Source organism: Acinetobacter sp. NBRC 100985 (assembly GCF_000241225.1).
GTDB classification, from domain to species: Bacteria; Pseudomonadota; Gammaproteobacteria; order Pseudomonadales; family Moraxellaceae; genus Acinetobacter; species Acinetobacter venetianus.
Map to the genome: position 1 here is coordinate 16332 of NZ_BAEB01000013.1, position 23757 is coordinate 40088.

General features: G+C 38.6%; 22 protein-coding genes. 13 read left to right on the plus strand and 9 right to left on the minus strand.

What is annotated here, in order from left to right:
• Positions 1 to 82 precede the first annotated feature (82 nt).
• From ACT4_RS03685 to proB, 4 genes are all read left to right on the plus strand, one after another.
• Complete coding sequence (locus ACT4_RS03685) at positions 83 to 826, plus strand: hypothetical protein (RefSeq protein ID WP_007479942.1); 744 nt, start codon at positions 83 to 85, stop codon at positions 824 to 826.
• Positions 826 to 1506, plus strand: coding sequence for a hypothetical protein (locus ACT4_RS03690; RefSeq protein ID WP_007479944.1), 681 nt, complete (start codon positions 826 to 828; stop codon positions 1504 to 1506). The genes ACT4_RS03685 and ACT4_RS03690 overlap by 1 nt, the downstream gene beginning before the upstream one ends.
• Positions 1507 to 1619: 113 nt before the next feature.
• A complete protein-coding gene (gene cgtA, locus ACT4_RS03695) occupies positions 1620 to 2837 on the plus strand; it encodes an Obg family GTPase CgtA (protein WP_007479946.1) in 1218 nt (405 codons plus the stop codon).
• 15 nt (positions 2838 to 2852) lie between these two features.
• Complete coding sequence (gene proB, locus ACT4_RS03700; RefSeq protein ID WP_004880712.1) at positions 2853 to 3986, plus strand: glutamate 5-kinase; 1134 nt, start codon at positions 2853 to 2855, stop codon at positions 3984 to 3986.
• A gap of 40 nt (positions 3987 to 4026) precedes the next feature.
• On the opposite strand, the gene ACT4_RS03705 is transcribed toward proB, so the two are convergent.
• Both ACT4_RS03705 and ACT4_RS03710 read right to left on the minus strand, forming a co-directional pair.
• Complete coding sequence (locus ACT4_RS03705) at positions 4027 to 4701, minus strand: HAD family hydrolase (RefSeq protein WP_007479949.1); 675 nt, start codon at positions 4699 to 4701, stop codon at positions 4027 to 4029.
• Positions 4668 to 5876 (minus strand): DUF1615 domain-containing protein, encoded by a 1209-nt coding sequence (locus tag ACT4_RS03710; RefSeq protein ID WP_004880705.1) that lies wholly within the window; start codon positions 5874 to 5876, stop codon positions 4668 to 4670. The genes ACT4_RS03705 and ACT4_RS03710 overlap by 34 nt, the downstream gene beginning before the upstream one ends.
• An 82-nt stretch (positions 5877 to 5958) precedes the next feature.
• On the opposite strand from ACT4_RS03710, the gene dusB reads away from it, so the two are divergent.
• Positions 5959 to 6984 (plus strand): tRNA dihydrouridine synthase DusB, encoded by a 1026-nt coding sequence (gene dusB, locus ACT4_RS03715; RefSeq protein ID WP_004880703.1) that lies wholly within the window; start codon positions 5959 to 5961, stop codon positions 6982 to 6984.
• A 54-nt stretch (positions 6985 to 7038) separates the two neighbouring features.
• Here dusB and oxyR read toward each other — a convergent pair whose 3' ends face one another.
• From oxyR to rubA, 4 genes are all read right to left on the minus strand, one after another.
• Entirely contained in the window at positions 7039 to 7944 is a 906-nt protein-coding gene (gene oxyR, locus ACT4_RS03720; protein ID WP_004880701.1) for a LysR family transcriptional regulator OxyR, read from the minus strand.
• 6 nt (positions 7945 to 7950) lie between these two features.
• On the minus strand, positions 7951 to 8895 hold the full coding sequence (estB, locus tag ACT4_RS03725; protein WP_007479951.1) for an esterase EstB: 945 nt from the start codon (positions 8893 to 8895) through the stop codon (positions 7951 to 7953).
• Between the two features lie 89 nt (positions 8896 to 8984).
• The gene (gene rubB / locus ACT4_RS03730; RefSeq protein ID WP_004880696.1) at positions 8985 to 10166 is read right to left on the minus strand and encodes a rubredoxin reductase RubB; all 1182 of its coding nucleotides are present in this window, start codon (positions 10164 to 10166) and stop codon (positions 8985 to 8987) included.
• 82 nt (positions 10167 to 10248) lie between these two features.
• The gene (rubA, locus tag ACT4_RS03735) at positions 10249 to 10413 is read right to left on the minus strand and encodes a rubredoxin RubA (protein WP_004678010.1); all 165 of its coding nucleotides are present in this window, start codon (positions 10411 to 10413) and stop codon (positions 10249 to 10251) included.
• A gap of 348 nt (positions 10414 to 10761) precedes the next feature.
• On the opposite strand from rubA, the gene ACT4_RS03740 reads away from it, so the two are divergent.
• The 5 genes from ACT4_RS03740 (at position 10762) to cysN (ending at position 17411) form a co-directional block, all read left to right on the plus strand.
• Positions 10762 to 11199 (plus strand): SRPBCC domain-containing protein, encoded by a 438-nt coding sequence (locus tag ACT4_RS03740; RefSeq protein ID WP_007479975.1) that lies wholly within the window; start codon positions 10762 to 10764, stop codon positions 11197 to 11199.
• A gap of 159 nt (positions 11200 to 11358) precedes the next feature.
• Positions 11359 to 12885, plus strand: a complete 1527-nt coding sequence (gene lysS / locus ACT4_RS03745; protein ID WP_004880692.1) for a lysine--tRNA ligase — start codon at positions 11359 to 11361, stop codon at positions 12883 to 12885.
• Between the two features lie 151 nt (positions 12886 to 13036).
• Entirely contained in the window at positions 13037 to 14488 is a 1452-nt protein-coding gene (locus ACT4_RS03750) for a capsule assembly Wzi family protein (RefSeq protein WP_007479976.1), read from the plus strand.
• A 317-nt stretch (positions 14489 to 14805) separates the two neighbouring features.
• The gene (cysD, locus tag ACT4_RS03755) at positions 14806 to 15714 is read left to right on the plus strand and encodes a sulfate adenylyltransferase subunit CysD (RefSeq protein WP_004880687.1); all 909 of its coding nucleotides are present in this window, start codon (positions 14806 to 14808) and stop codon (positions 15712 to 15714) included.
• 83 nt (positions 15715 to 15797) lie between these two features.
• Complete coding sequence (gene cysN, locus ACT4_RS03760) at positions 15798 to 17411, plus strand: sulfate adenylyltransferase subunit CysN (protein WP_007479978.1); 1614 nt, start codon at positions 15798 to 15800, stop codon at positions 17409 to 17411.
• A 60-nt stretch (positions 17412 to 17471) separates the two neighbouring features.
• Here cysN and ACT4_RS03765 read toward each other — a convergent pair whose 3' ends face one another.
• Entirely contained in the window at positions 17472 to 18020 is a 549-nt protein-coding gene (locus tag ACT4_RS03765; RefSeq protein ID WP_004880683.1) for a DUF2239 family protein, read from the minus strand.
• Between the two features lie 229 nt (positions 18021 to 18249).
• Between ACT4_RS03765 and ACT4_RS03770 the strand changes: the two genes are divergently transcribed.
• Positions 18250 to 18765 (plus strand): hypothetical protein, encoded by a 516-nt coding sequence (locus ACT4_RS03770; RefSeq protein ID WP_004880681.1) that lies wholly within the window; start codon positions 18250 to 18252, stop codon positions 18763 to 18765.
• A gap of 61 nt (positions 18766 to 18826) precedes the next feature.
• Positions 18827 to 19090, plus strand: a complete 264-nt coding sequence (locus tag ACT4_RS03775) for a ribosomal protein L7/L12 (protein ID WP_004880678.1) — start codon at positions 18827 to 18829, stop codon at positions 19088 to 19090.
• A 30-nt stretch (positions 19091 to 19120) separates the two neighbouring features.
• On the opposite strand, the gene ACT4_RS03780 is transcribed toward ACT4_RS03775, so the two are convergent.
• On the minus strand, positions 19121 to 20446 hold the full coding sequence (locus ACT4_RS03780) for a hemolysin family protein (RefSeq protein ID WP_007479981.1): 1326 nt from the start codon (positions 20444 to 20446) through the stop codon (positions 19121 to 19123).
• Between the two features lie 154 nt (positions 20447 to 20600).
• Complete coding sequence (locus ACT4_RS03785; protein WP_004880674.1) at positions 20601 to 21590, minus strand: LysR family transcriptional regulator; 990 nt, start codon at positions 21588 to 21590, stop codon at positions 20601 to 20603.
• Positions 21591 to 22131: 541 nt separating this feature from the next.
• Here ACT4_RS03785 and ACT4_RS03790 point away from each other — a divergent pair.
• The gene (locus ACT4_RS03790) at positions 22132 to 23736 is read left to right on the plus strand and encodes an isocitrate lyase (protein ID WP_004880670.1); all 1605 of its coding nucleotides are present in this window, start codon (positions 22132 to 22134) and stop codon (positions 23734 to 23736) included.
• Positions 23737 to 23757: the final 21 nt, after the last annotated feature.

Below are 23757 nucleotides of genomic sequence, written 5' to 3' on the forward strand. Positions count from 1 at the left end.
ACTGTACAGAATCTATGCAGATTAAAACATAAAAATCGATGAGAATAACCACAAAGGGAAATGATTTGTTAGGAATACTTCATTGTTGCAGTTTAAACGTGTGCTGGCGATTTTTGGCCTAATTATTGTTGCTAACCTGTGTGGTGTTTATATTGCCATGTGGGTATTTAAACATTTTAATATTTATATCCCACTCAAAAATCAAGATGTTGCGATTGATTTACAAGAGCCATTACAAGTTCGTGTAAAAGTGAAAGATGCATTAAATGTCGATGTGGATGGCCGCGTGGATGCAAAAATTCCAATAGATGAGCAACTGAATGTTCCGTTGACACAAGCATTAACACCACGGGTGTATTTTGATAATTTGGTGCCGATCAGCACCACAATTCCTGTCAATGAAACGATTAAGGTTAATCAAAGTCTGCCAATCGATACAAAAGTCCAAGTTAAAATTTTAGGTAAAGATGTCACTTTACCCTTGAAAGGGTCTATTCCTTTGCAACTGGATGTGCCGATTAATATCCAAGTTCCTTTAAATCAAAAAGTTCATTTAAAATTTGATGCGCCAGTTCGTACTGTTTTAAAAGAAAACTTAAATATCCCATTAAAAGCACAACTTAATGCCAATATTCCTATTCAAGGCAAATTAAATGTACCTATTACATCTGAGCTAAATGCATCGGTTGACGTAAAAAATACGCTTCCAGTTAAAATTGCTGAAGGGGAGTTGAAAATTCCACTTTCAACGATGTATTTGGATCGTGTTAAAACTCAACCTGTAGATGAGCCTGCAAAACCACGTGACGTAAAAATAGGTGAATAATGGATATCACCAAATCAATTAAAAGCTTTGTGATCAGTTTTGTCATACTCACAACGTTAGTTGCGATCTTGTTTTGGTTGTATTTGAATATACAAGCATCTTTGATTGTTTCTGCACAACAGGCGGATATCCGCCTGCCTGAATCATTGGCTACACAAATTCAGGTGGGTGATCATTTACGAGTAAAATCACAGGGTCAACTCAATACAACCTTGGATATTGATCGAACTCTACAACTTCCTTTGAAAGGTAAATATTTAGCGGATTTAAGTTTTGAAGTAGAAACACCAATTACTGTAAATATTAACTATGAAACGATGCTCAAAGTTGATCAGGTCATGCCTGTTGAAACGAGTACTGACTTAATTTACCAAAATAAATTATTACCGAAATTTCCATTAAAACTAGATGTACCCGTAAAGCTCGACATTCCATTTCAATTGAAGCGGACGTATACCGTTCCTGTAAAAATCGTATTTAGTGGCCCTGTTCATTTTGGTTTTGATGAATCAGTAAATTTACCTGTGAAACATCAGTTTAAACCGAGCTTTTATATGAATGATGCGGTGAATATGAGTAATATCTCATCTTTTAATGCCACGATGTTTAACTCAGTTCAGCAAACTAAAGCAAATTTAGATATGCAGATGGAGTTGCCATTGAAGAATGTGAAACCTTAATAGAAATAAAAATCTTTTTTAATGTTTGATACGTATTTGCTGATTATTCTATTCGAGAAATTTATTAAAATGTGGCAAAATAGTCCGCTTTTAAGATTTCAGAGGATTGGCACATGCGCTTTGTTGATGAAGCAGTCATAACCGTAGAGGCTGGCGACGGTGGCAATGGCGTAGCCAGTTTTCGCCGTGAAAAATTTGTCCCTTTTGGTGGTCCAGATGGTGGTGATGGTGGACGTGGCGGAAGTATTTATATTCAAGCCGATGATGACACTAGCACGCTCGTAGACTACCGATATACGCGTCGATTCCGCGCTGAACGTGGTAAAAATGGTTCAGGTGCGAATTGTTCTGGTCGTGGCGGTGAAGATGTCATTTTAAAAGTACCTGTAGGTACGACCATTGTTGATACAGAATCAGGCGATATTATTGGTGACTTGGTTGCTGATGGTCAACGTGTGAAAGTTGCTAATGGTGGTGATGGTGGTTTAGGAAACACACACTTTAAATCATCGACTAACCGTGCTCCACGTAAATGTACCCATGGTATCAAAGGTGAATACCGTGAAGTACGTTTAGAACTTAAAGTACTTGCTGATGTCGGCTTACTCGGTATGCCAAATGCGGGTAAATCAACATTTATTCGTGCAGTCAGTGCGGCAAAACCGAAAGTTGCTGATTATCCATTTACGACAATGGTGCCAAACTTAGGTGTGGTCGATGCTGATCGCCATCGCTCATTTGTAATGGCTGATATTCCAGGCTTGATCGAAGGTGCAGCAGAAGGAGCAGGCTTGGGTATTCGCTTCCTGAAGCATTTGGCCCGTACACGTATTCTTTTGCATATTGTTGATGTTCAACCAATTGACGGTTCTGACCCAGCACACAATGCAAGAGCAATTTTAGGTGAGTTATTAAAATTCTCTCCGACATTGGCAAAACTTCCTGTGGTTCTTGTATTAAATAAGCTTGATCAAATTCCTGAAGAGTCAAGAGAAGAGTGGTGTCAGCACATTCTTGATGAGTTGCAATGGACTGGTCCAGTATTCAAAACTTCTGGTCTTATGTCAGAAGGAACCAAGGATGTGGTTTATTACTTAATGGATCAAATCGAACAACAACGTGAACGCGAAGTTGAAGATCCAGAGTACGCAGCAGAAATTAAAGCATTCCGTGAGCAGCTTGAAGCTGAGACACGTGAACAAACCATCGCAGCAAAAGAAGCATATCGTGCAATGCGTAAAGCTCAGCGTGAAGCTGACTTTGACGATGATGAAGACTTTGATGACGATGAAGATGATGGCGGCGTAGAAAGCATCTACGTTCGTGACTAGTAAACCGAGGAAAAAATGATAGAAGTGGTCGATGGGCAACGTCAGCTCAATGCGTGTAAACGGATCGTTGTTAAAATCGGATCATCTTTACTTACTGCAAATGGGCAAGGTTTAGATCTAAATGCAATTTCGCATTGGGCGAAACAAATTGCTGATCTACACAATGCTGGACATGAGATTATTTTAGTGTCTTCAGGCGCAGTAGCAGAAGGGATGGTACGCATGAAGCTTGCGAGTCGACCCACCGATCTACCCAGTTTGCAAGCTTGTGCAGCCATCGGACAGATGGGTTTGATTCATACTTGGTCTAGTGTATTAGAGCAGCATGGTATTCAAACAGCACAAGTCTTATTGACGCACGATGATCTTGCTGATCGTCGTCGTTATCTGAACTCATGTGATGCCTTACAAAATTTGATTGACTGGCGTGTTATTCCAGTCATCAATGAAAATGATACTGTTTCTACAGATGAAATTCGATTTGGTGATAATGATACGTTAGCAGCTATGGTTGCGGGTCAAGTTCATGCAGAGCTGTTGATTATTTTAACTGATCAACAAGGTATGTTTGATTCTGATCCAAGAAGTAATCCAAATGCGAAGTTGTTCTCCGCTGTTCGTGCCTTAGATGACACTCTGTTTGAAATGGCGGGTGGTGGCGGTGTGCTTGGTCGTGGCGGTATGGTAACCAAAGTCCGTGCTGCACGATTGGCTGCAAAGTCTGGCTGTCCGACGCTAATCGCAAGCGGTGAAAGTGATAATGTTTTAGCTCGTTTAATGGCGGGTGAAATGTTAGGCACTTTATTCACCACGGATAATGATCGTGTTACAGCGCATCAGCAATGGTTGGCAGCACATCTACAAACTGCTGGTCGTTTAGTGATTGACGATGGGGCAGTTGAGGCAATTAAGCTCAAACATCGTAGTTTATTGCCTGTCGGTGTGAAAGACATTCAAGGGCATTTTGCGCGTGGTGACGTGGTTGAATGTATTGATCAGCGTGGCAGTCGTGTCGCTGTTGGTCGAGTTAATTTTAGTTCAACTTCAGCCGAGCGAATCAAAGGTTTATCTTCTGAAAAAGTCTATCAAGTTTTAGGTGAAGCACGTTCTTTAGAAATGATCCACCGCGATCATATGGCAATTTATTAGGTTGCTGAAAAGAAAAAAGCTCGCATTCAGCGAGCTTTTTTTATATTTCACTCATGTTTTCGCAAATCTTGAGTGCCTGTGGTTTTAATTTTGGTAAAGCTTTTTCTTCGCCTACCATATATGGATAATCTGCAATCGATAACATTTCTAAATCTTCTTCGCTATTGCCATAGGCATAGATAAATTGATAACCAGATAGTTGATATTGCTGCATAATTCGAAACTTTTTTTGTTCACAGCTACAATCTTCTGATCGATAAGAACCTGTTAGTAGTCCATTTTTATACTCTGTTTCAGTGCAAATTAATTCAATATTTAAATACTTGCAGATATAAGTTAAATACAGATCAATTGAGGCTGAAACTAGCACAACTTGATCCCCACGTTGTTGGTGGAGTTTTAGCTGATGCAGCAAATCAGGATCAAGTTTTTTAATTAATTTTTGCGCATATTCTTGGGCTAGTTTATCCACAAAATCTAAAGGTATATCTTTAAACATGCTTTGATATAAACGTGGTCTCATCGCATGTGCTGGATATAGCTTTAAATAATAGGCTTGAATCCAAGGCAGGATTTTCAGCCCATTTTTTACAATATGACGTTTTGAAAGGGTATAGAAAATAAACCCAGTAAAGCTGTCTTTGGGATAAAGTGTTCCATCGAAATCAAATAAAGCAAGATTTATAGTTTTATTCGTTTCGCTCTTTGCATGCATGATTCATATCTTCCATTTACACGGCTAGCAAACCAATTTGTATTGTAGTCACGGCTTAATTTAGGCCCAGAAATGACGACTTGCGGCATCACCGCATACATTGGTTCTTTATTGGTTTTATTCTGATAAAGTTTTTGTAGAGCTAAATAAGTTTGCGTATCTTCAAATTTCTTTTCCTTTTCTTTTTTCAAGTCAGAGCGAATTTGTCTTGGTGTAACGAGCACGTTGTTTTGTGCAAATGCAGCGATTAGCTCTTTTTCAGTTTGGCTTTGTGTTGCTTTGATACCGCCGTCTTTGTTGTACAGTAATAAGTCACCATCCAAACTAATTTCAGTATCCGTGAGTGCATTTAACATAGACTGAAACGCAGCATTACGGCTGGAATACATGCCTGAGTTATAATCAGCAAAACGATAGATTGCTTTGTCGTAATCTGCTGGGTATTCCATCAGGCGATGAATACCATAATATAAGCCGCCATATTGGGTATAAAGATCATTACGCAATTCAGCAATGTTTCCACTTTGGCGTTTATGTTCTTTTGCGTAGTTAATATGGACTTGCATAGAACCCAGAGTGGTAATTGGATTCATCTTTTCGCCGATGTCTTGACCAACCAGCTTAGCTGCACCTGTGAGTGCACTCACATGATAGTGCTGAGACATGTAGTCAAAAATTTCACGATAAAGTAGATCAAGTTCGCGCTCAGTTTTTACTTTACGCATTTGGCTCATGTAATTATTTTCTGGTGTTGGTTGGTTTTTGAGAACATCTTCAAAATAACCAGCAACAGTTCCCCCAATCATTTCACCTAATTTTGCTTCAAACTTTTCATTTAAGCGTGTGTTGATCTCTTGAACAGCTTTTTCACCTAAACCTGGAACTGTTGGATCAGCAACAAAGTTCGACTCTTGGTCAACCACAGCAACAATACTGCATACATTTTGTTTGGTTTTTGGAATTTTTAGTTGTTCCATAATGTCGAAGATGTCCTGTGACCAAGACTGACGACCATGAACGCGAGGTGGAATGACTTTCTGAATTTGTTCAGCTTCCATTTCAGGTTCTTTATTATTTGACCACCATGAACTATCTCCACAAGCCACTAAACTGATACAAGCAGTAAGCATGCTAAGTGTTTTGATGAATGGACGAGCAGAAGAGGGTTTGTTCATAATCTGGACAGCACCGCATAAAAAGATGAGCTGAATGGGCGAATGAAGTATACTATGTTGATCAGAATTTGTAAGAAAATATATGTATATTGGTTCATATCAACTGTCAAATAATTTGATTGTTGCTCCAATGGCAGGTGTTACTGACCGTCCATTTCGCTCGTTATGTAAATACTTTGGTGCTGGTCATGCGGTTAGTGAAATGATGACTGCGGACAAAACCTTGCGTATGAGTAAAAAGAGCCTATATCGGGCAAATTTTGATGGTGAACTTGCACCTATATCAGCACAAATAGCGGGTTCTGATCCTGAACAACTTGCTGAAGCCGCACGTTATCAAGTTGCAAATGGTGCCCAAATTGTTGATATCAATATGGGATGTCCTGCCAAGAAAGTTTGTAATAAGCTTGCAGGATCTGCGTTGTTACAAGATGAAGATTTAGTCGCTCGAATTTTAGATACGGTTGTTGCTGCTGTTGATGTCCCTGTAACGTTAAAAACGCGGTTAGGTTTTTTAAACGGACATGAAAATATTCTACGAGTCGCAAAGCGTGCAGAACAGGCAGGTATTGCCGCATTAGCTTTGCATGGTCGTACTCGTGAAGACATGTATTTAAATACCGCGCGTTACGAGTTAATCAAACAAGTTAAAGAAACGATTCATATTCCTTTAATTGCGAATGGCGATATTGATAGTCCTGAAAAAGCTAAATATGTTTTAGATTACACGGGTGCAGATGCCATTATGATTGGGCGTGCAGCACAAGGACGACCTTGGATTTTCCGAGAAATTGCACATTATTTGAAAACAGGTGAGCATTTGGCTGCACCAGATATTGCTGAAGTGAAAGATGTTTTGTTAGGCCATTTGGCTGAGTTATATCAGTTTTATGGTGAATATTCAGGATGTCGTATTGCACGTAAACATATTGCTTGGTACACCAAGGGCTTGCGTTCTAGCAATGAGTTTCGCCAAAGTATGTATAAAGTTGAGAGCACAGTCGATCAGGCTAAAGTTGTTGAGGCTTACTTTGATCAGTTGCTTGATCAAGGTCAACGTATGAGTGATGTACAAGTTGAGCAAGTTAACTTATTAGAAATTAAATAATCTATTTTTATTTATCATTAAAAAAGCCTGCAATTTTGATTGCAGGCTTTTTTCTTACTCTAAGTGAGAGGTAATTTTCTGCAAAATTTGCAGGATCACATCAAACTCACTTTGGAGTGGGGTACTTTTCCGTGTTACCAATGCCAATGTACGGCTTGGCGCATCTTCAATCGATTTCACAGCAATATCTTCATTGAAATGAATCATACTGTTTTTTAGTGCAATTTCTGGAAGTAGGGTAAAGCCTAAATCAGAAGACACCATTTCAACGAGTGTTGGAAGCGAACTTGCTTTCAAGCGGTGATCATTTTTACGTTCGCCAACAGGACATGCACTTAACGCGTGATCACGTAAACAATGACCTTCTTCAAGTAACATCAAACGCGTTAAATCAAGATCATCGAGTGAGTTTGCATTTGCTGCATTCGTGTCTTTTTTATTGTAAACAAGAAATAAATGTTCTTTGGCAATTTCTTCAACTTTCAAACTACGTGTATCAAAAGGAAGCGCAAGAACGATCATATCTAAATTACCGTGTTCAAGCTTTTCTACAATCTTTTCACTTTGTGCTTCATGTAGATGTAATTGAATTTTAGGTAACTGTTGATGAACTTCATCAAGAAGCTGAGTCAGAATAAATGGTGCAATCGTTGGAATAATCCCAAGATGCAAATCACCTGTGAGAGGTTCGCTCATCTCTCGACTCAAACGCATTAAGTCTTGAGCATCCGCAAGTAATACGCGTGCTCGAGCTACAACTTGCTCACCGAGTGGGGTTAAGCGGACGTTTTGACGATCACGTTCAACTAGGACGCCACCTAATAGACGCTCTAACTCCATAATGCCGCCCGATAACGTCGATTGGGTGACAAATGAACGGCGCGCTGCTTCAGTAAAATGTAAAGTTTCTGACAACGTAACTAAATATGATAGCTGTCTTAATGAGGGTAATGCAGCCATAGTGTCCTAGTGTGATGATCTAAAATGATGAGCAAACAAACCGCTAAGTTGTGGAATGAAATGAGCAGGAATATCATGCCCCATTCCTTGAATTAATTCAAACTTAGCACCAGAAATCGCTTTTGCAACCGCTTTCCCGTGACTCGGCGGTAATAATCGGTCTTTAGAGCCATGTACCACCAAGGTCGGTTGAATAATATTCTTGTTCAATGGTAATAATGAACCTGTACATAATATTGCTAAAAACTGTTGAAGTACACCCGCTGGATAAAAACTACGGCGATATAATTTGCGAATAGTTTGAATTGCTTCTACTTGGTTCACATAACCAGGAGAGCCAATGATGTGAAATACTTTTAAACTATGATTTACAATTGAATCTTCATCATGCGCTTCAGGCTTACCCAATAAGCTAAATAACTGCTTAGGAAACGGAGGAGGGAGTAAGGGTTGGTTATTGCTTGTAAATAACAGACCTATTTTTTCTACTTTTTCTGGATATTTTGCAGCAACGATTTGAGAAATCATCCCACCCATTGAAGCACCTAGAATATAGGTTTTTTCTAGGCCAAGCTGATCGATTAACATAGCAACATCATCTGCCATGTCATACAGTGTATAAGGTGCTCCCTCATTCGCAAGACCAAACATAAAGCGACTCATTAATTTCATGGTATTGAGCCTTTGACCTTTATGGCGAACTTTTGAAGATAAGCCGATATCACGGTTATCAAAGCGAATAACGCGAAAACCTTGATCAATTAACGATTTACAAAAGAAATCTGGCCAAAACAGCATCTGAGCACCTAAACCCATAATCAATAAGATTGTTGGATGTTCAGGATTTCCACCCATTTCTACATGTAATTCAATGCCATTACCCAAGGTAACTTTAGTTTCTTGCATAAATGGAGCATATGGTGACACGTTGAATTGTAGGGCACTGTTCATGGCATTCATTCCAAGTTGAATTATTTTTATAAACAATATTTAGAGAGTTTATTGGAAGTCATTTTACAATAAACTCTCGTATTTAAACCTTAAATTTGAGCAGGAATCAAGTCAGGTACAAGTTTGGTCAACGTTAAACGTTGTTTCCCTGCCGTTGCCCCTAACAGAACAAAACCTCTCAATGTGCCAGCAGCATCAGCCGCTTTCGCAATCATACCATCATCAAATTCTTCAGTTTCCCAGTTAACATCTACATCTAACGGTGCTGGTAGAACTGTTAATGGAGCAGCTGGTGTTTTCACTGCGACTGGCATAGCAGGGTAGTGTACAGCGGTACTTTGTCCGCTAAGTGTTTTTGCTAATGCTCGTGCTTGTTGCATGATTGGCATCACAAATGGAAGTAATGTTCCATTGACTTCAGCACAGTCACCAACTGCATAGATATCAGGTTGATTGGTTTCTAATAGCGTATTAGTAATGATGCCACGGCTAGTTTGAATATCTGCTGATTTTGCTAATGCTGTATTTGGTTGTAAACCGATGGCTGAAAGTACGATATCTGCAACTAAAGTTTGACCATTGGCCAATGTTACAGCGTAGTCTTCTCCATCATTAATTTTAGTTACTTTTTCAACTGTTGTAGAAAGGGCAAACTTAATACCTGCTTGCTCTAAGTTGGTTTGAAATGCTTCTGCAACGTGATTTGGTAATAAACGACCTAATGGTTGTGGCGCTAGATCAATGACAGTCACATCATAGTCACTATGCAATAAATCATTGGCAAATTCACAACCAATTAAACCAGCACCTAAAATAACAACGCGTTTATCTTTACGTTTTGCAAGATTTTCTCGGAAAGCACGATAGTCAATCAATGAGTTCACAACATGAATATCATCACTGCCATCACCCGCAATAGCAAGACGAATTGGGTTAGCACCTACAGCCAAAACAAGTTTTGAATAGGGTTGAGTGATTGTCTCACCATTTTTTTCTAATATTAGTTCATGGCTTTCAGCTTTGATTTCTTTTACCCACGTTTCTGCTTCGATACGCATATTTAACTGGGTTGCCATTTTTGCTGAGTCACCTAAAGCAATTTGTTCAGGCGCTTTATTTCCGGCAAAAGCATTGGATAATGTTGGTTTTGCATAATTTACCGCATCATCCGCACAGATCATAACAAGTTCTTGTTCAGGGCTGAGTTTGCGAAATTCTCTTGCAACGGTATAACCAGCCATACCTGATCCGATAATGACGATAGGATGCATGATATTCTCCAATATTTTTCCATTAATAAAACAAATGATAAGAAAAAAGACCATGATCATTATCATGGCCTTTTAGAATGATTTAGATTTCGACCATTTCAAAATCAGCTTTTGAAACGCCGCAATCTGGGCAAGTCCAATCATCAGGGATATCTTCCCATTTAGTACCTGCTGCAATGCCGTCTTGTGGCCAACCTTCTGCTTCGTCGTAAATCCACCCACAAACGATACATTGATATTTTTTCATGTGACTCTCCAAACTGATAGGTATGCTCAAGTTGCCTTTCAGTAAAACTATTCCATAATGTCGTTATGATCGCAGCAATAGAACTAACTTGTGTTGATCAGGAGTTAGATTTTTACGCAGAACGACATTTAAGTAAAGCAAATGCAAGAGTTTAATCATTTATGTAAAAAGTGATATGGCAATTTCAGCTGAAACTCTTGTTATTTGAGCAATTACTCTAATTTTTTGTAAAATAATTTTTGTTATATCTTAAAAAAATCAGTAAACGTATAGATATAGTATGAATAAAAAATAAACACTTGAAACTGTATTATCATGGGTAACTAGAATAATTAAGGAGTGTAATACATGGAAACTTTATCTTTTAATATAAAAATTTATGCCTCTAGACAGAAAGTTTGGGATGTTTTATGGACACCTGAAAGTTATCAAACTTGGACAAAATTTTTTGCTTGTAACTCGACGATGAAAACTGACTGGAAAGAAGGTGGAATAACTTATTTCTATAGTGGAGAAGGTGATGGGATGATTTCGACAATAGAAAGCTTAAATGAACCACAAGAAGTGATATTCAAACATTTGGGAATGATCAAAGACGGTAAAGAAGACCTTGAAAGCGATGAGGTTAAAGTTTGGTCAGGAGCTTTGGAAAAGTATTTATTATTCGATTTGGATGGTATTACACAACTTCATGTTGAAGTTGATATACAGCCTGAATATGCAGAATTTATAAATAAAGGCTTTGATCAAGGGCTTGCCATGGTTAAGCATTTGGCTGAAAAATAATAAAGAGTCTGTTAATTTTTGATGGAGTAAAACGAGCCTATCACGCTTGGGAATTGATAATGATTTGTTTTTTTCTCAATTGTCTAGCTGAAACGATACGAAAATCGGTTGTTATCTGCTATCCTATGCGACTTCATTTTTACTTAGCTCGAGGCAGAGATGACGCAACAAAACGCTCAATCGACTTCTGAACAAACTCTTTCCGAAAACGATTTAATCGCACAGCGTCATGCCAAATTAAAGCAAATCCAAGAGACTGCCAAACAAAACGGCAAGAGTCCTTGGCCAAATACATTTAAGCGTGAGCATTATACTGCTGACCTACAAGAACAATTTAAAGATCAAGACAAAGCACAAATCGAAGGTGCTGAAAAAGTTTATGTAAAAGTTGCTGGTCGTGTCATGTTAAACCGCGGGTCATTTATTGTGATCCAAGATATGACAGGTCGTATTCAACTTTATGTAGACCGTAAAGGTTTACCAGTAGATGTTTTAGAAACGATCAAAAGTTTAGACCTTGGTGATATTATTGCTGCTGAGGGTTATATTGGCCGTTCAGGTAAAGGTGACTTATATGTTCACCTTGAAGGCTTTGAACTTTTGACAAAGTCTCTACGTCCTTTACCAGATAAGTTTCATGGTTTAACGGATACTGAAGCGAAGTACCGTAAACGTTATTTAGATTTAATCGTAAACGAAGAAACAAGAAAGACATTTGAAATTCGTGCCCAAGTGGTTGCAGGGATTCGTGCATTTTTAAGTAATGAACGTTTCATGGAAGTTGAAACGCCCATGATGCATGTGATTCCTGGTGGTGCTTCCGCAAAACCATTTGTAACGCATCACAATGCACTAGATATGGAGCTTTACTTACGTATTGCACCTGAGCTTTATTTGAAGCGTTTAGTGGTTGGTGGTTTTGAGCGTGTTTTTGAAATTAACCGTAATTTCCGTAATGAAGGTGTTTCAACACGTCATAACCCTGAATTCACAATGATTGAATTCTACCAAGCGTATGCTGATTATAAAGATTTGATGGCATTGACTGAAAATATGCTTGAGAAACTTGCTGTAGATATCTTAGGTTCAACAGATGTACCTTATGGTGATGAAGTTTATAGCTTCAAAGGTCCATTCAAGAAAATCTCAATGTTTGATGCGATTCTTGAACATAACCCTGACTTCACACCTGAAAATGTAAATGATCGTGAGTTCTTAGCTAAGTTTACTCAAGACGTATTAAAAGAGCAGGTTAAGCCGGGCTTTGGTTTAGGTAAATTACAAACGATCGTGTTTGAAGAAACAGTTGAGACGAAACTTCGTCAACCAACATTCATTACTGAATACCCTGCTGAAACTTCACCACTTGCACGTCGTAATGATGATAATCCGCATATTACGGATCGTTTTGAATTCTTCATTGGTGGCCGTGAGTTGGCAAATGGCTTCTCGGAATTAAATGATCCAATTGATCAAGCTGAACGATTCCAAGCTCAAGTCGCAGAAAAAGATGCAGGTGACGATGAAGCAATGCATTATGATGCTGACTTTATTGAAGCACTTGAATATGGTTTACCACCAACGGCGGGTGAGGGTATTGGTATTGATCGTTTAGTGATGCTTTTTGCCAATGCACCAAGTATTCGTGATGTATTGTTATTCCCTCATATGCGTCGTAAAGACTAATTTGCCGTTGTTTAATGTTGAAAAAGCCACTTTTTAGAAGTGGCTTTTTTGTTTCTTAGGTTAAGAAATGTAATTGTTTGGTTTGAGGATTGAAATTCATGCCCAAAAAAACGATTATGTGCTCATAAATAAACTTGAGAACAGTTTGGATATGTTTCTAAAAAAATCGCTTTGCATCGCATTATTTGCTTCTTTTTCATCGACGATATTTGCGCAAGGTTTAGTGCTCAATGATGAAAATTTACGTACCGATTTAAACTGGTTAAATCAACAAGGTGTGATTCAAATCAGTACTTCGACTTGGCCTTTAAGTGGTGATGAAATCCAAAGAGCATTGTCTCAAGCACAAGTGAGCAATAACACGCAACAAAAGGTTGTGAATTCAGTGCTCAATACCTTGCAAGCGGATAACGCAACTGTGAAAGTAGGGTTACATGCTGGAACTGATCTAAAAACAGTACCTCAAGCATTTGGCGATAATCAAAAATCTCAATACCAAGCAGCAGTTGAATTCAATGCGGGTGGTGAGAATTGGGATGCTAAGATTCGTGTCAATGGTGAAAAAGATCCATTGGTTGACAATGGGCATGATGTCAATGTTGAAGGTTCATATATCGCTGGAAAACTTTGGAATCAGTGGGTTGTTGCTGGTCAAATCCCAACTTACTGGGGTCCTGGGCATGATGGTAGCTTGATTCGTGGTGATGCAAGTCGTCCTGTTTATGGTGTGACAGTTCAGCGTGCTGTACAAAATGCCTTTGAAACAAAGTGGTTGTCTTGGATTGGACCATGGCAGTACCAAGCATTTGCTGGTCAATTAGATGACTACAAAGCTGTTCCAGATACAAAGTTAATAGGTTTACGTTTAACAGCACGTCCGTTCCCAGCATTAGAGTTAGGTGCTTCTCGTGCAATTCAATGGGGTGGTGAGGGGCGTCCTGAAAGCTTAAGCTCGTTATGGGATGCATTTACGGGTACTAAGGATAACGGTGGTACAGGTAAAGCTGATCCATCAAATCAAATTGCAGGATTTGATGGTCGATTATTCTTACAGCCTTTATTTGATGTTCCTGTAAGTTTATATACTCAATTTGTAGGTGAAGATGAAGCAGGTGGATTACCTGCTAAATATATGTATCTTGGTGGTGCAGATTTTTCTTCTAGCTATAAAAATATGCCATATCAACTTTATGCTGAGTGGGCTGATACACGTACTAACGGAAAAGCTCAAGGGATTTCGTATAGCCATACCACTTATAAAGATGGTTATTATCAGCATGGTTTCCCGTTAGGACATGCGATGGGTGGTGATGGTCAGATGTATTCTGTTGGTGGTGATATTCGTTTTGATGTAATGAATCGTCTTAGCGGAAGAGTGATGTATGCAAAAGTAAGTCAGACTCAACGAGTTGAAGATAATAATGCTGCATTCCCACAAGCAGATACGATTAAAGGTTTGGATGTTACGTGGACACATTATTTAAAACCTACGATTCCATTGAAAATTAATGGTTGGGTAAGTGACTCGGATGTAAATGGCAATGATGGCGGTGTTTCTGTCGGTGTTGAAATTCCATTAGAACGTAATATGTTCCGATTCTAAGATATGAATAAAAAAGAAGCCTGAAGGCTTCTTTTTTATTGTCTTAAATCATGTGAAATAAGATGTAAATTTTATCTCATCATAAAGATGCATATCATAATTTTGCATATTTATATGAAAAAACAAGCTAAAGAAGTCCGTCTAAATTATTATAATGAATAACCTTTACTGGATTATTCATTAACTTCTAGTAAGAACCTTGATATCACGAAAAATTGGAGTTGTTATGGCACTCGTTCCTCCACACGGTCTTCCAAGTGGTGGTGTAAGACCACTTATAGATTTTATGGGTAACATGAATAAAGGAGGAAGCCTACATGACTGAAAATAGATTAACTCACCTCAAACAACTTGAGGCGGAAAGTATTCACATCATTCGTGAAGTAGCGGCTGAGTTTGAAAATCCTGTAATGCTTTACTCAATCGGTAAAGATTCTGCGGTTATGTTACATCTTGCATTAAAAGCATTCTATCCAGCAAAACTTCCATTTCCTTTATTGCATGTTGATACAGGTTGGAAGTTCAAAGACATGATTGCATTTCGTGACAACATGGCGAAAACACATGGCTTTGATTTGATCGTACATCAAAATGTTGAAGGTCGCGAAGCGGGTATTAATCCATTTGATCATGGTAGTTCAAAATATACAGATATCATGAAAACACAAGGCTTAAAGCAAGCTTTGGACAAATATCAGTTTGATGCTGCATTTGGTGGTGCGCGTCGTGATGAAGAAAAATCACGTGCTAAAGAACGTGTTTATTCATTCCGTGATAGCAAACACCGTTGGGATCCTAAAAATCAGCGTCCAGAACTTTGGAATCTTTACAACGGTAAAGTAAACAAAGGCGAAAGTATTCGTGTGTTCCCTTTGTCTAACTGGACTGAGTTAGATATTTGGCAGTATATCTATTTAGAAAATATTCAAATTGTTCCTCTTTATTTCTCAGCTGTACGTCCAGTAGTTGAGCGTAGTGGTACGTTGATCATGGTAGATGATGAACGTATGCGTTTGAAAGAGGGTGAAGTTCCACAAATGAAATCAGTACGTTTCCGTACACTTGGTTGCTATCCATTAACAGGTGCAGTTGAGTCTGAAGCGGATACATTGCCTGAAATTATCCAAGAAATGCTTTTAGCAACAAGTTCAGAGCGTCAAGGTCGAATGATTGATCATGATGAGGCTGGCTCAATGGAAAAGAAAAAGCAGGAAGGTTATTTCTAATTTCCTTAAGCGAATCCCTCTTTTAAAAGAGGGAGTTAGGGAGATGAAAACCGATTTCTAAAGAATATGTGGAGTTTTGAGCAATGTCTCATCAATCAGATCTTATTAGCCAAGACATCTTGGCGTATTTAAACCAGCATGAAAATAAAGACTTATTGCGCTTTTTAACATGCGGTAATGTAGATGATGGTAAAAGTACTTTAATTGGTCGTCTTCTTTATGATTCTAAACTGATTTATGAAGATCAGTTGCAAGCGGTTACCCGCGACAGTAAGAAGGTCGGTACCACTGGTGATGCACCTGACCTTGCTTTACTTGTAGATGGTTTACAAGCTGAACGTGAGCAAGGTATTACCATTGATGTTGCTTATCGTTATTTCTCAACTGAAAAACGTAAGTTCATTATTGCTGATACACCAGGGCATGAGCAGTACACGCGTAACATGGCAACAGGCGCATCGACTGCTGATCTTGCGATTATCTTGATTGACGCGCGTTATGGTGTCCAAACACAAACACGTCGTCATTCATTTATTGCAAGCTTGTTAGGTATTAAAAATATCGTTGTTGCGATCAATAAAATGGATTTGGTCGAGTTCTCAGAAGCGCGTTTCAATGAAATTCAAGTTGAATATGATGCATTTGTGAATCAACTTGGCGATCGTCGTCCTGAAAATATTTTATTTGTTCCAATTTCTGCACTGAATGGTGATAACGTCGTTAATCCATCAGCAAGTACGCCGTGGTACAAGGGTGAAACCTTGATGAGCATTCTTGAATCAGTGGAAATTAAGCGTGAATCGAACAAACAGGAATTCCGTTTCCCTGTTCAATATGTGAACCGTCCTAACCTTGATTTCCGTGGTTTTGCTGGAACAATTGCACTAGGCGAAATTCGTGTTGGCGATGAAATCGTTGCATTACCATCGGGCAAGAAATCAACAGTAAAAGAAATTGTTACTTTTGATGGAAATCTTGAACAAGCTGCTGCGGGTCAAGCTGTTACCTTAACGCTCAATGATGAAATTGATATTTCTCGCGGCAACGTACTTGTGCGTGCTGGTGAGCAACCTTTGATTTCACGTAGTGTGCGTGCTTCAGTGGTTTGGATGAATGAGCATCCTTTAGTAAAAGGGAAGTTGTACAACGTAAAAATTGGTACGCAAACAGTTCCTGCCAAAGTCACTGCAATTAATTTCCGTGTAAATGTTAATACACTTGAGCATACTCAGGTTGAAGAGCTTGAGCTGAATGCGATTGCTGATGTAGTGGTTGAGTTCGATGCGCCAGTGGTCTTTGACCAATATCAAGACAGTCGTTACACAGGCTCATTTATCTTTATTGATCGTTTAAGTAACGTGACTGTCGGTGCTGGTATGGTTGAAGCAGCAGTAGAATGGACTGCACACAGTAATCCTGTGACTGCGGAAGATCGTGCTGCTCGTTTAGGGCAAAAGCCTGCGGTGATTGGTGTGTCAGCATCGTTGATCGAGAAAGCTCAAGCTTTAGAAAGCTTATTGATTCAACAAGGTGTGGTTGCGATTGCGAAAGCTAATTTAACGGCTGAGCAAATTGCATTGTTACGTGAAACAGGTGTAGTGATTATTACCACAACTGTTGAAGGTACTGATACAGAAATTACGGCTGACACTGTTGAAGAAGCGGCTGAGAAAATGGTGGAATTGGTCCGTCTTTAATTGATTGAGTCAATTGAAAAAACCCGCTTAGGCGGGTTTTTTATTTTTGAATTAGACATTTTAGAATGCATTTTTAGATAATTTAAAAATATATTCTTGAATATCTTTTGGATAGTTGTGGATTAAAGCGATAAGCATTTGTTTATCTCCTTGATACAAAGCGCGTGTTGCCTCTTCATAATTCGGCATATCGCCTAACATTGCAGACATAAAGCGATCAGTGGCTTGTTTTGCCAGCATCTTATTGCTTTCAGAGTTTGGATCATCCAGTTCTTTATCGATCAGTTTGCGAATAATCGCAGAAGCACTGGCACTCTGCTGGTCTAGCCAATCCCAGTGCTTTTTCTGTAAGGTGATTTCTCGAGAAATTACCCCAAGTTTCGGGCGTCCAACTTTTTTAGTTGGTTCAGGTTCAGCATATCGCTCACGAATTTCTTGTTCAGAGCCAGTGTAATCAAAATCAATTTGCCTGCCATTTTGATCATTAAAAATCAAAATATTTTCAGTCGTTTCTTGAAGTTGTTTAATCTTTAAGATGAGTTCCATCATTTCACCACTTGCAAGATAGCGATCACCTGAAAAAGCGGTATAGGTTGTTGAACTATTCATATTTTAAAAATCTAATTTTATACGGGTAAAATAATATTATCAGGGTAAAACTATTTTTGCAAATCCTACTGTAGGATAGACGCCATTCATATTATTTTTTTTATGATGAATAGAGCAAATGAATAGATTGAAAGTTAGTAAGCGAAAGATGCAATTTTAAATTTTTATTCTGCTTTGATAGGGCTTTTATGAGACAATATCCTTTCATATTTTTTGTATTTGGACTCCCATGACTGATTATTCTCCAGAATCTTTAAGCGATATCGAAGTTTTAGACATTTTACAGTCTATGAAAAAAGATGTGCTTGATAGTGAAGCAAAAGAGATAATTCGTAATGGTGGGAAAGCTGGGCGTCAAGAATCACACAAACAAGCTTTAGTAGCGCTAAATACAAGTTTCGAAGAGAAATTTGTTGAAGCTGTGACCCTTGCTTTGGGGTTAAATGCGGGGCAGGCGAAAAAAATACGTTATAAGAAAGATCGTGTTCGTATCTTGAAAGTACGTGGTATTGATTATCTTGCGATTGATGGTGCGGAAACGGCACAAGTGTTGTCTCAAATTGCACAGGCAATTACGCGTGAAGATGCAATTGTGACAGAAGGCTTACACAATATTTTTCCATTTTGGAAAGAAGGCTGGCCGATGGTACAATTTGATAATGCCTATAAAATTTTGGCTGAAGACATTTCGATCCACTATCAAGCAACCTTAGATCAGCTCATTGCTTTATATGGTGGAAATTAATTTCTATTCAAGTTTAGAATGAAGTAAATCAAATCATTAAAATAACAAGGATGTTGGCTTTATGAATCAACAATTAGAATTACCGCAAGAGGCGTTACAGGCATTGCGATCTGGGCAGTTGATTGAGGCAATAAAAATAACTCGTGAAAAAACAGGACTTGGTTTAAAAGAGTCAAAAGATTTAGTTGATCAATATTTAAATGATCATCCTAATGAACAATCACATTTACAAGAACAGTTGGCACAACGTAGTCGAGGTGGACTTAAGTTCGCTGTGTTTATGTTCTTGTTGATTGCGATTATCGCTTGGATGATATGGAAGTAATAAAAAGCCCAATTTAATTGGGCTTTTTATTTATTCAGATGGGGGTGTTGTTTCGGTTTCTTGACTCGGTAAAATCTGAGTAACAAGCAATTGGTCAATTTTATAATGATCAATATCGACAACCTCAAATTTAAAGCCCGCATATTCTACAGCATCTGCTGGACGGGGAATTTTGCGAAGACGATACATGATAAAACCTGCGATGGTTTCATAGTTTTCATTTTCAGGGAATTCTTCGATTTCTAAAACATGTTTTACATCTTCGATAGGTGTACTACCATCAATTAGCCATGAATGATTATCACGTTTAATGATCTGTTGCTCTTCATCCATTGGTGTGACCCAGTCACCCATCACGGTAATCATGATGTCACTCAGCGTAATTACACCGACAACTAAAGCGTATTCATTGATAACAACAGCGAATTTCTCTTTAGTTGAACGGAAACGATCCAGTAACTCGGATAAAGTCAACGTATCTGGAATAATCAGAACATTGCGAATCGTTGATTCATTTAACTGGGTAAATGATTGATTATTCAAAATACGAACTAAAATATCTTTGGCATCGACATAGCCAATCACTTGATCAATATGTTCGTTACAGACTAAAAACTTTGAATAAGGATATTCGGCAAGCTTTTGACGGATGCTTTCCTCGGGTTCGGTCAAGGTAAAGAACACAACATTTTCGCGTGTTGTCATACTAGATGGAACAGTTCTTTCTTCAAGCTCAAATACATTTTCAATAAAATGATGTTCTTGTTTTTGCAGAACACCAGCTTGAGCACCTGCATCCATCACCGCTGAGATATCATCAAAGGTAATATTATCATCACGAATTGTATTAACTTTAAACAGACGAAATAACAGGTTCGCTATTGCATTAATTCCCCATGCAAGCGGCTTACAAATTTTGATAAAAACTTGAATAGGTTCAATGACACTAATAGCAATTTTTTCAGGGGCGATCATTGCCAAGCGTTTTGGCATGAGATCAGCAAATAAAATGAAGAGTGATGTTACCAATGTAAATGACAGTGCAAAACCAATGGTTTCTAGCCAAGGGCCTGCATAAAACTGTTTGATCATTTCAACGAAAAACGGGCGGAACGCAGCCTCACCGAGGATACCACCCAAGATTGCGACAGCATTTAAACCAATTTGAGATGCCGCAAAAAAATCAGCAGATTGCTCTTGTAGATCTAAAACTTTTTGAGCACGCGTTTCACCAGATTCGGCTAAAATTTTTAATTTAACTTTACGAGCGCCAGCTAATGCAATTTCTGTAAGTGATAAAAAGCCTGCCGCTGAAATCAGCAGAATAATTACTATAATATTTTGGAAGAGACTCACACATCACCTGTGGTTCATCATTATTATGAATATGTTGTAACACAAAAAAGTACGGAGGTAACTAAATCCTTACCGCAGTGTAACAATCTATTCGGAAGGGGGTAGAATTTGCTGATATTTCAACAAATTCTAAGGGTTTTTACAATTGGATATTTTAGTATTGTGAAAATTGAGAATTATTTATAAAAAACTCACGATTCTCTTCTTCGATCATTTGTCTTGCAACAAAGAGGATTAATTGTCTTAACCAACGATGTGCAGGATGATGATGTAGCAACGGACACCATGCCATTTTTAATTCAAATTCTGGAATATAAAATGGAGGATCTTTAATCACAAGTTTTGGATTCTGTGTTTGTAAGCGTGCCATTCGGGTAGGTAATGTTGCAATCAAATCAACATTTTGAGCCAACAGCGCTGGCATTTGATAATGCCGTGTAAATACAGAAATTTTACGACGCTGGCCAATACGTTCTAGTGCTTGATCAATCCAACCTAAACCTGCTTGTTTATCTGGATTTACACCAAATCCAACACCCATACCTGTTTTAGAGACCCAAATGTGTTGAGCATCTAAATAGCTTTTCAAATTTAAGTGAGTGACAGCTGGATGCTTGTCATTCAAAATACAACTAAAGCTATCACGCCAAACTAGAACTTGATGAAAACTTTGCGGAATTTCATTAAAGCGGTTAATGGCTAGGTCTACCTTGCCTTGTTCCATGTCGCGATATGACACATCACTTGGAGTGAGGAAGTCGAGTACAACATTAGGTGCTTCCGAGCGCAATGCTTTGACAAGGCGAGGCACTAAGGTAGCTTCGGCATAATCCGAAGTCATGATACGAAACACACGAGTACTGGTATAAGGTCTAAATTCGGTACGTGGTTCCAAAATCATGGAAAGGTCTGACAATGCATCACGAATACGAGGTTGTAATTCAAGTGCACGTTCAGTTGGCGTCATACCTTCTGATGAGCGAATGAGCAGGGGGTCATTAAACAAATTACGCAAGCGGCGTAAGATATTACTCATCGCGGGTTGAGTAACCCCTAATTGTTCTGCTGCGCGTGTGACATTTTTTTCCCGAAGAAGTACATCAAGATAAATTAATAAATTGAGATCAACCCGCTCCAGATTCATAAAAAAAATACCGAAAATAAAATATTTAAATTGTGTTGAATTATGACATATCTCAAGGCATTTGTATAACTTAAATCCTATTAAATAAGCCCTAAAACACCGACCAATAAAGCTATTCCGTTTTGTGCTAACTCGTTTGGTTTTGAATGCACTTAACCGTAATCTGAACAGCAGTAAACAATAAAAATAATGAGTGAGAATATGGCAAAAAGTGTCAATTTAGATCGTTAACATCGATGCTGACAAAAGAATTTACTGTTTAAAATTAATACAGAATCTTTGATGGATGATTCTGTGTTGTGATTTTATTTTTAATAATAATTTATAAGTAACAATATCTTATGGATATTTATTTTTTATATAACATCATCTTTTTATATGTATTTCAAAAAAAATACTGAAAATTACCTTAGGATATTGGATTAATCTCTTGGCAAAGACTAAGCTGTGCAACATATTGATGAAGTGCTTGAAATCTAGCCTATAAAAAAGCATGGTTTTATTGCGATCGTTCGATGCCAATCCTCAAAAGGAATATATCATGTCTACATATTTAACAGCGATTGATGCAATTCGCGAATTAAAAGCAAAATTCGGCAACACTTGGCGCGATATTAGCCCAGAAGATGCTGCTCGTATGCAAATGCAAAACCGTTTCAAAACTGGTTTAGATATTGCTAAATATACAGCTGCGATTATGCGTCGTGATATGGCTGCTTATGATGCTGACTCTAGCAAATATACTCAATCATTAGGTTGCTGGCACGGTTTCATCGCACAACAAAAAATGATTGCGAACAAAAAATACTTCGGTACTACTGAACGTCGTTATATCTACCTTTCAGGTTGGATGGTTGCTGCACTTCGTTCAGAATTTGGTCCACTTCCTGACCAATCTATGCATGAAAAAACTTCTGTTCCTGCATTAATCGAAGAAATCTATACTTTCTTACGTCAAGCTGACGCGAAAGAATTAAACGATTTATTCCGCGCTCTTAAAAAAGCTCAAGAAGCTGGTGATACTGCTAAAGCTGCTGAAATCACTGCTCAAATCGATGGTTTCCAAACTCACGTTGTGCCAATTATTGCTGACATTGACGCTGGTTTCGGTAACGAAGAAGCGACTTACTTACTTGCTAAGAAAATGATCGAAGCTGGTGCTTGTGCGCTTCAAATCGAAAACCAAGTATCTGACGCGAAACAATGTGGTCACCAAGCTGGTAAAGTAACTGTTCCGCACGAAGACTTCATCGCTAAAATCCATGCATTACGTTATGCATTCTTAGAAATGGGTCTTGACGACGGTATTATCGTTGCACGTACTGACTCTGAAGGCGCTGACTTGACTCAAAAAATCCCAGTGGTTAAAGAGCCAGGTGACATCGCTTCTCAATACATCAGCTACTTAGACACAGTTGAAATTGACATTGCTGATGCTCAAGAAGACGAAATCTTGATCAAACGTAATGGTAAATTACACCGTCCTAAGCGTTTAGCTTCTGGTTTATATCAGTTCCGTCCAGACACTCAAATTGACCGTGTTGTACTTGACTGTGTGTCTAGCCTTCAAAATGGTGCTGATCTTCTTTGGATCGAAACTGCAACTCCAAACGTTGAAGAAATCGCTCACATGGTTAACCGTGTACGTGAAACAGTTCCAAATGCTAAGCTAGTTTACAACAACAGCCCATCATTCAACTGGACGTTAAACTTCCGTCAACAAGCTTACGATCGTTGGGTTGCTGAAGGTAAAGATGTTTCTGCTTATGACCGTGCTAAATTAATGAGCGCTGAGTACGACAACACTGAATTAGCTGCTGATGCTGATGAGAAAGTACGTACATTCCAAGCAGATGCTTCTCGTGAAGCGGGTGTGTTCCATCACTTGATCACACTTCCTACTTACCACACTGCTGCTCTTTCTACTCATGAGCTTGCACAAGGTTACTTCGGTTCTGAAGGTATGTTGGCTTATGTTGCTGGCGTACAACGTAAAGAAATCCGCGGTGGTATCGCTTGTGTTAAACACCAAGCAATGGCTGGTTCTGACATCGGTGATGATCACAAAGAAATCTTCTCTGGTGACAACGCTCTTAAAGCGCACGATGATGCTAAAAACACAATGAACCAATTCGCTGCTCACTAAGCTTCGATTGATTCAAAAAGA

Bases quoted from the DNA above. Each gene is read 5' to 3' on its own strand.
- ACT4_RS03690 (WP_007479944.1), top strand. From the start codon at position 826: ATGGATATCACCAAATCAATTAAAAGCTTTGTGATCAGTTTTGTCATA.
- cgtA (WP_007479946.1), top strand. From the start codon at position 1,620: ATGCGCTTTGTTGATGAAGCAGTCATAACCGTAGAGGCTGGCGACGGT.
- proB (WP_004880712.1), top strand. From the start codon at position 2,853: ATGATAGAAGTGGTCGATGGGCAACGTCAGCTCAATGCGTGTAAACGG.
- ACT4_RS03705 (WP_007479949.1), bottom strand. From the start codon at position 4,701: ATGCATGCAAAGAGCGAAACGAATAAAACTATAAATCTTGCTTTATTT.
- ACT4_RS03710 (WP_004880705.1), bottom strand. From the start codon at position 5,876: ATGAACAAACCCTCTTCTGCTCGTCCATTCATCAAAACACTTAGCATG.
- dusB (WP_004880703.1), top strand. From the start codon at position 5,959: ATGTATATTGGTTCATATCAACTGTCAAATAATTTGATTGTTGCTCCA.
- oxyR (WP_004880701.1), bottom strand. From the start codon at position 7,944: ATGGCTGCATTACCCTCATTAAGACAGCTATCATATTTAGTTACGTTG.
- estB (WP_007479951.1), bottom strand. From the start codon at position 8,895: ATGAACAGTGCCCTACAATTCAACGTGTCACCATATGCTCCATTTATG.
- rubB (WP_004880696.1), bottom strand. From the start codon at position 10,166: ATGCATCCTATCGTCATTATCGGATCAGGTATGGCTGGTTATACCGTT.
- rubA (WP_004678010.1), bottom strand. From the start codon at position 10,413: ATGAAAAAATATCAATGTATCGTTTGTGGGTGGATTTACGACGAAGCA.
- ACT4_RS03740 (WP_007479975.1), top strand. From the start codon at position 10,762: ATGGAAACTTTATCTTTTAATATAAAAATTTATGCCTCTAGACAGAAA.
- lysS (WP_004880692.1), top strand. From the start codon at position 11,359: ATGACGCAACAAAACGCTCAATCGACTTCTGAACAAACTCTTTCCGAA.
- ACT4_RS03750 (WP_007479976.1), top strand. From the start codon at position 13,037: ATGTTTCTAAAAAAATCGCTTTGCATCGCATTATTTGCTTCTTTTTCA.
- cysD (WP_004880687.1), top strand. From the start codon at position 14,806: ATGACTGAAAATAGATTAACTCACCTCAAACAACTTGAGGCGGAAAGT.
- cysN (WP_007479978.1), top strand. From the start codon at position 15,798: ATGTCTCATCAATCAGATCTTATTAGCCAAGACATCTTGGCGTATTTA.
- ACT4_RS03765 (WP_004880683.1), bottom strand. From the start codon at position 18,020: ATGAATAGTTCAACAACCTATACCGCTTTTTCAGGTGATCGCTATCTT.
- ACT4_RS03770 (WP_004880681.1), top strand. From the start codon at position 18,250: ATGACTGATTATTCTCCAGAATCTTTAAGCGATATCGAAGTTTTAGAC.
- ACT4_RS03775 (WP_004880678.1), top strand. From the start codon at position 18,827: ATGAATCAACAATTAGAATTACCGCAAGAGGCGTTACAGGCATTGCGA.
- ACT4_RS03785 (WP_004880674.1), bottom strand. From the start codon at position 21,590: ATGAATCTGGAGCGGGTTGATCTCAATTTATTAATTTATCTTGATGTA.
- ACT4_RS03790 (WP_004880670.1), top strand. From the start codon at position 22,132: ATGTCTACATATTTAACAGCGATTGATGCAATTCGCGAATTAAAAGCA.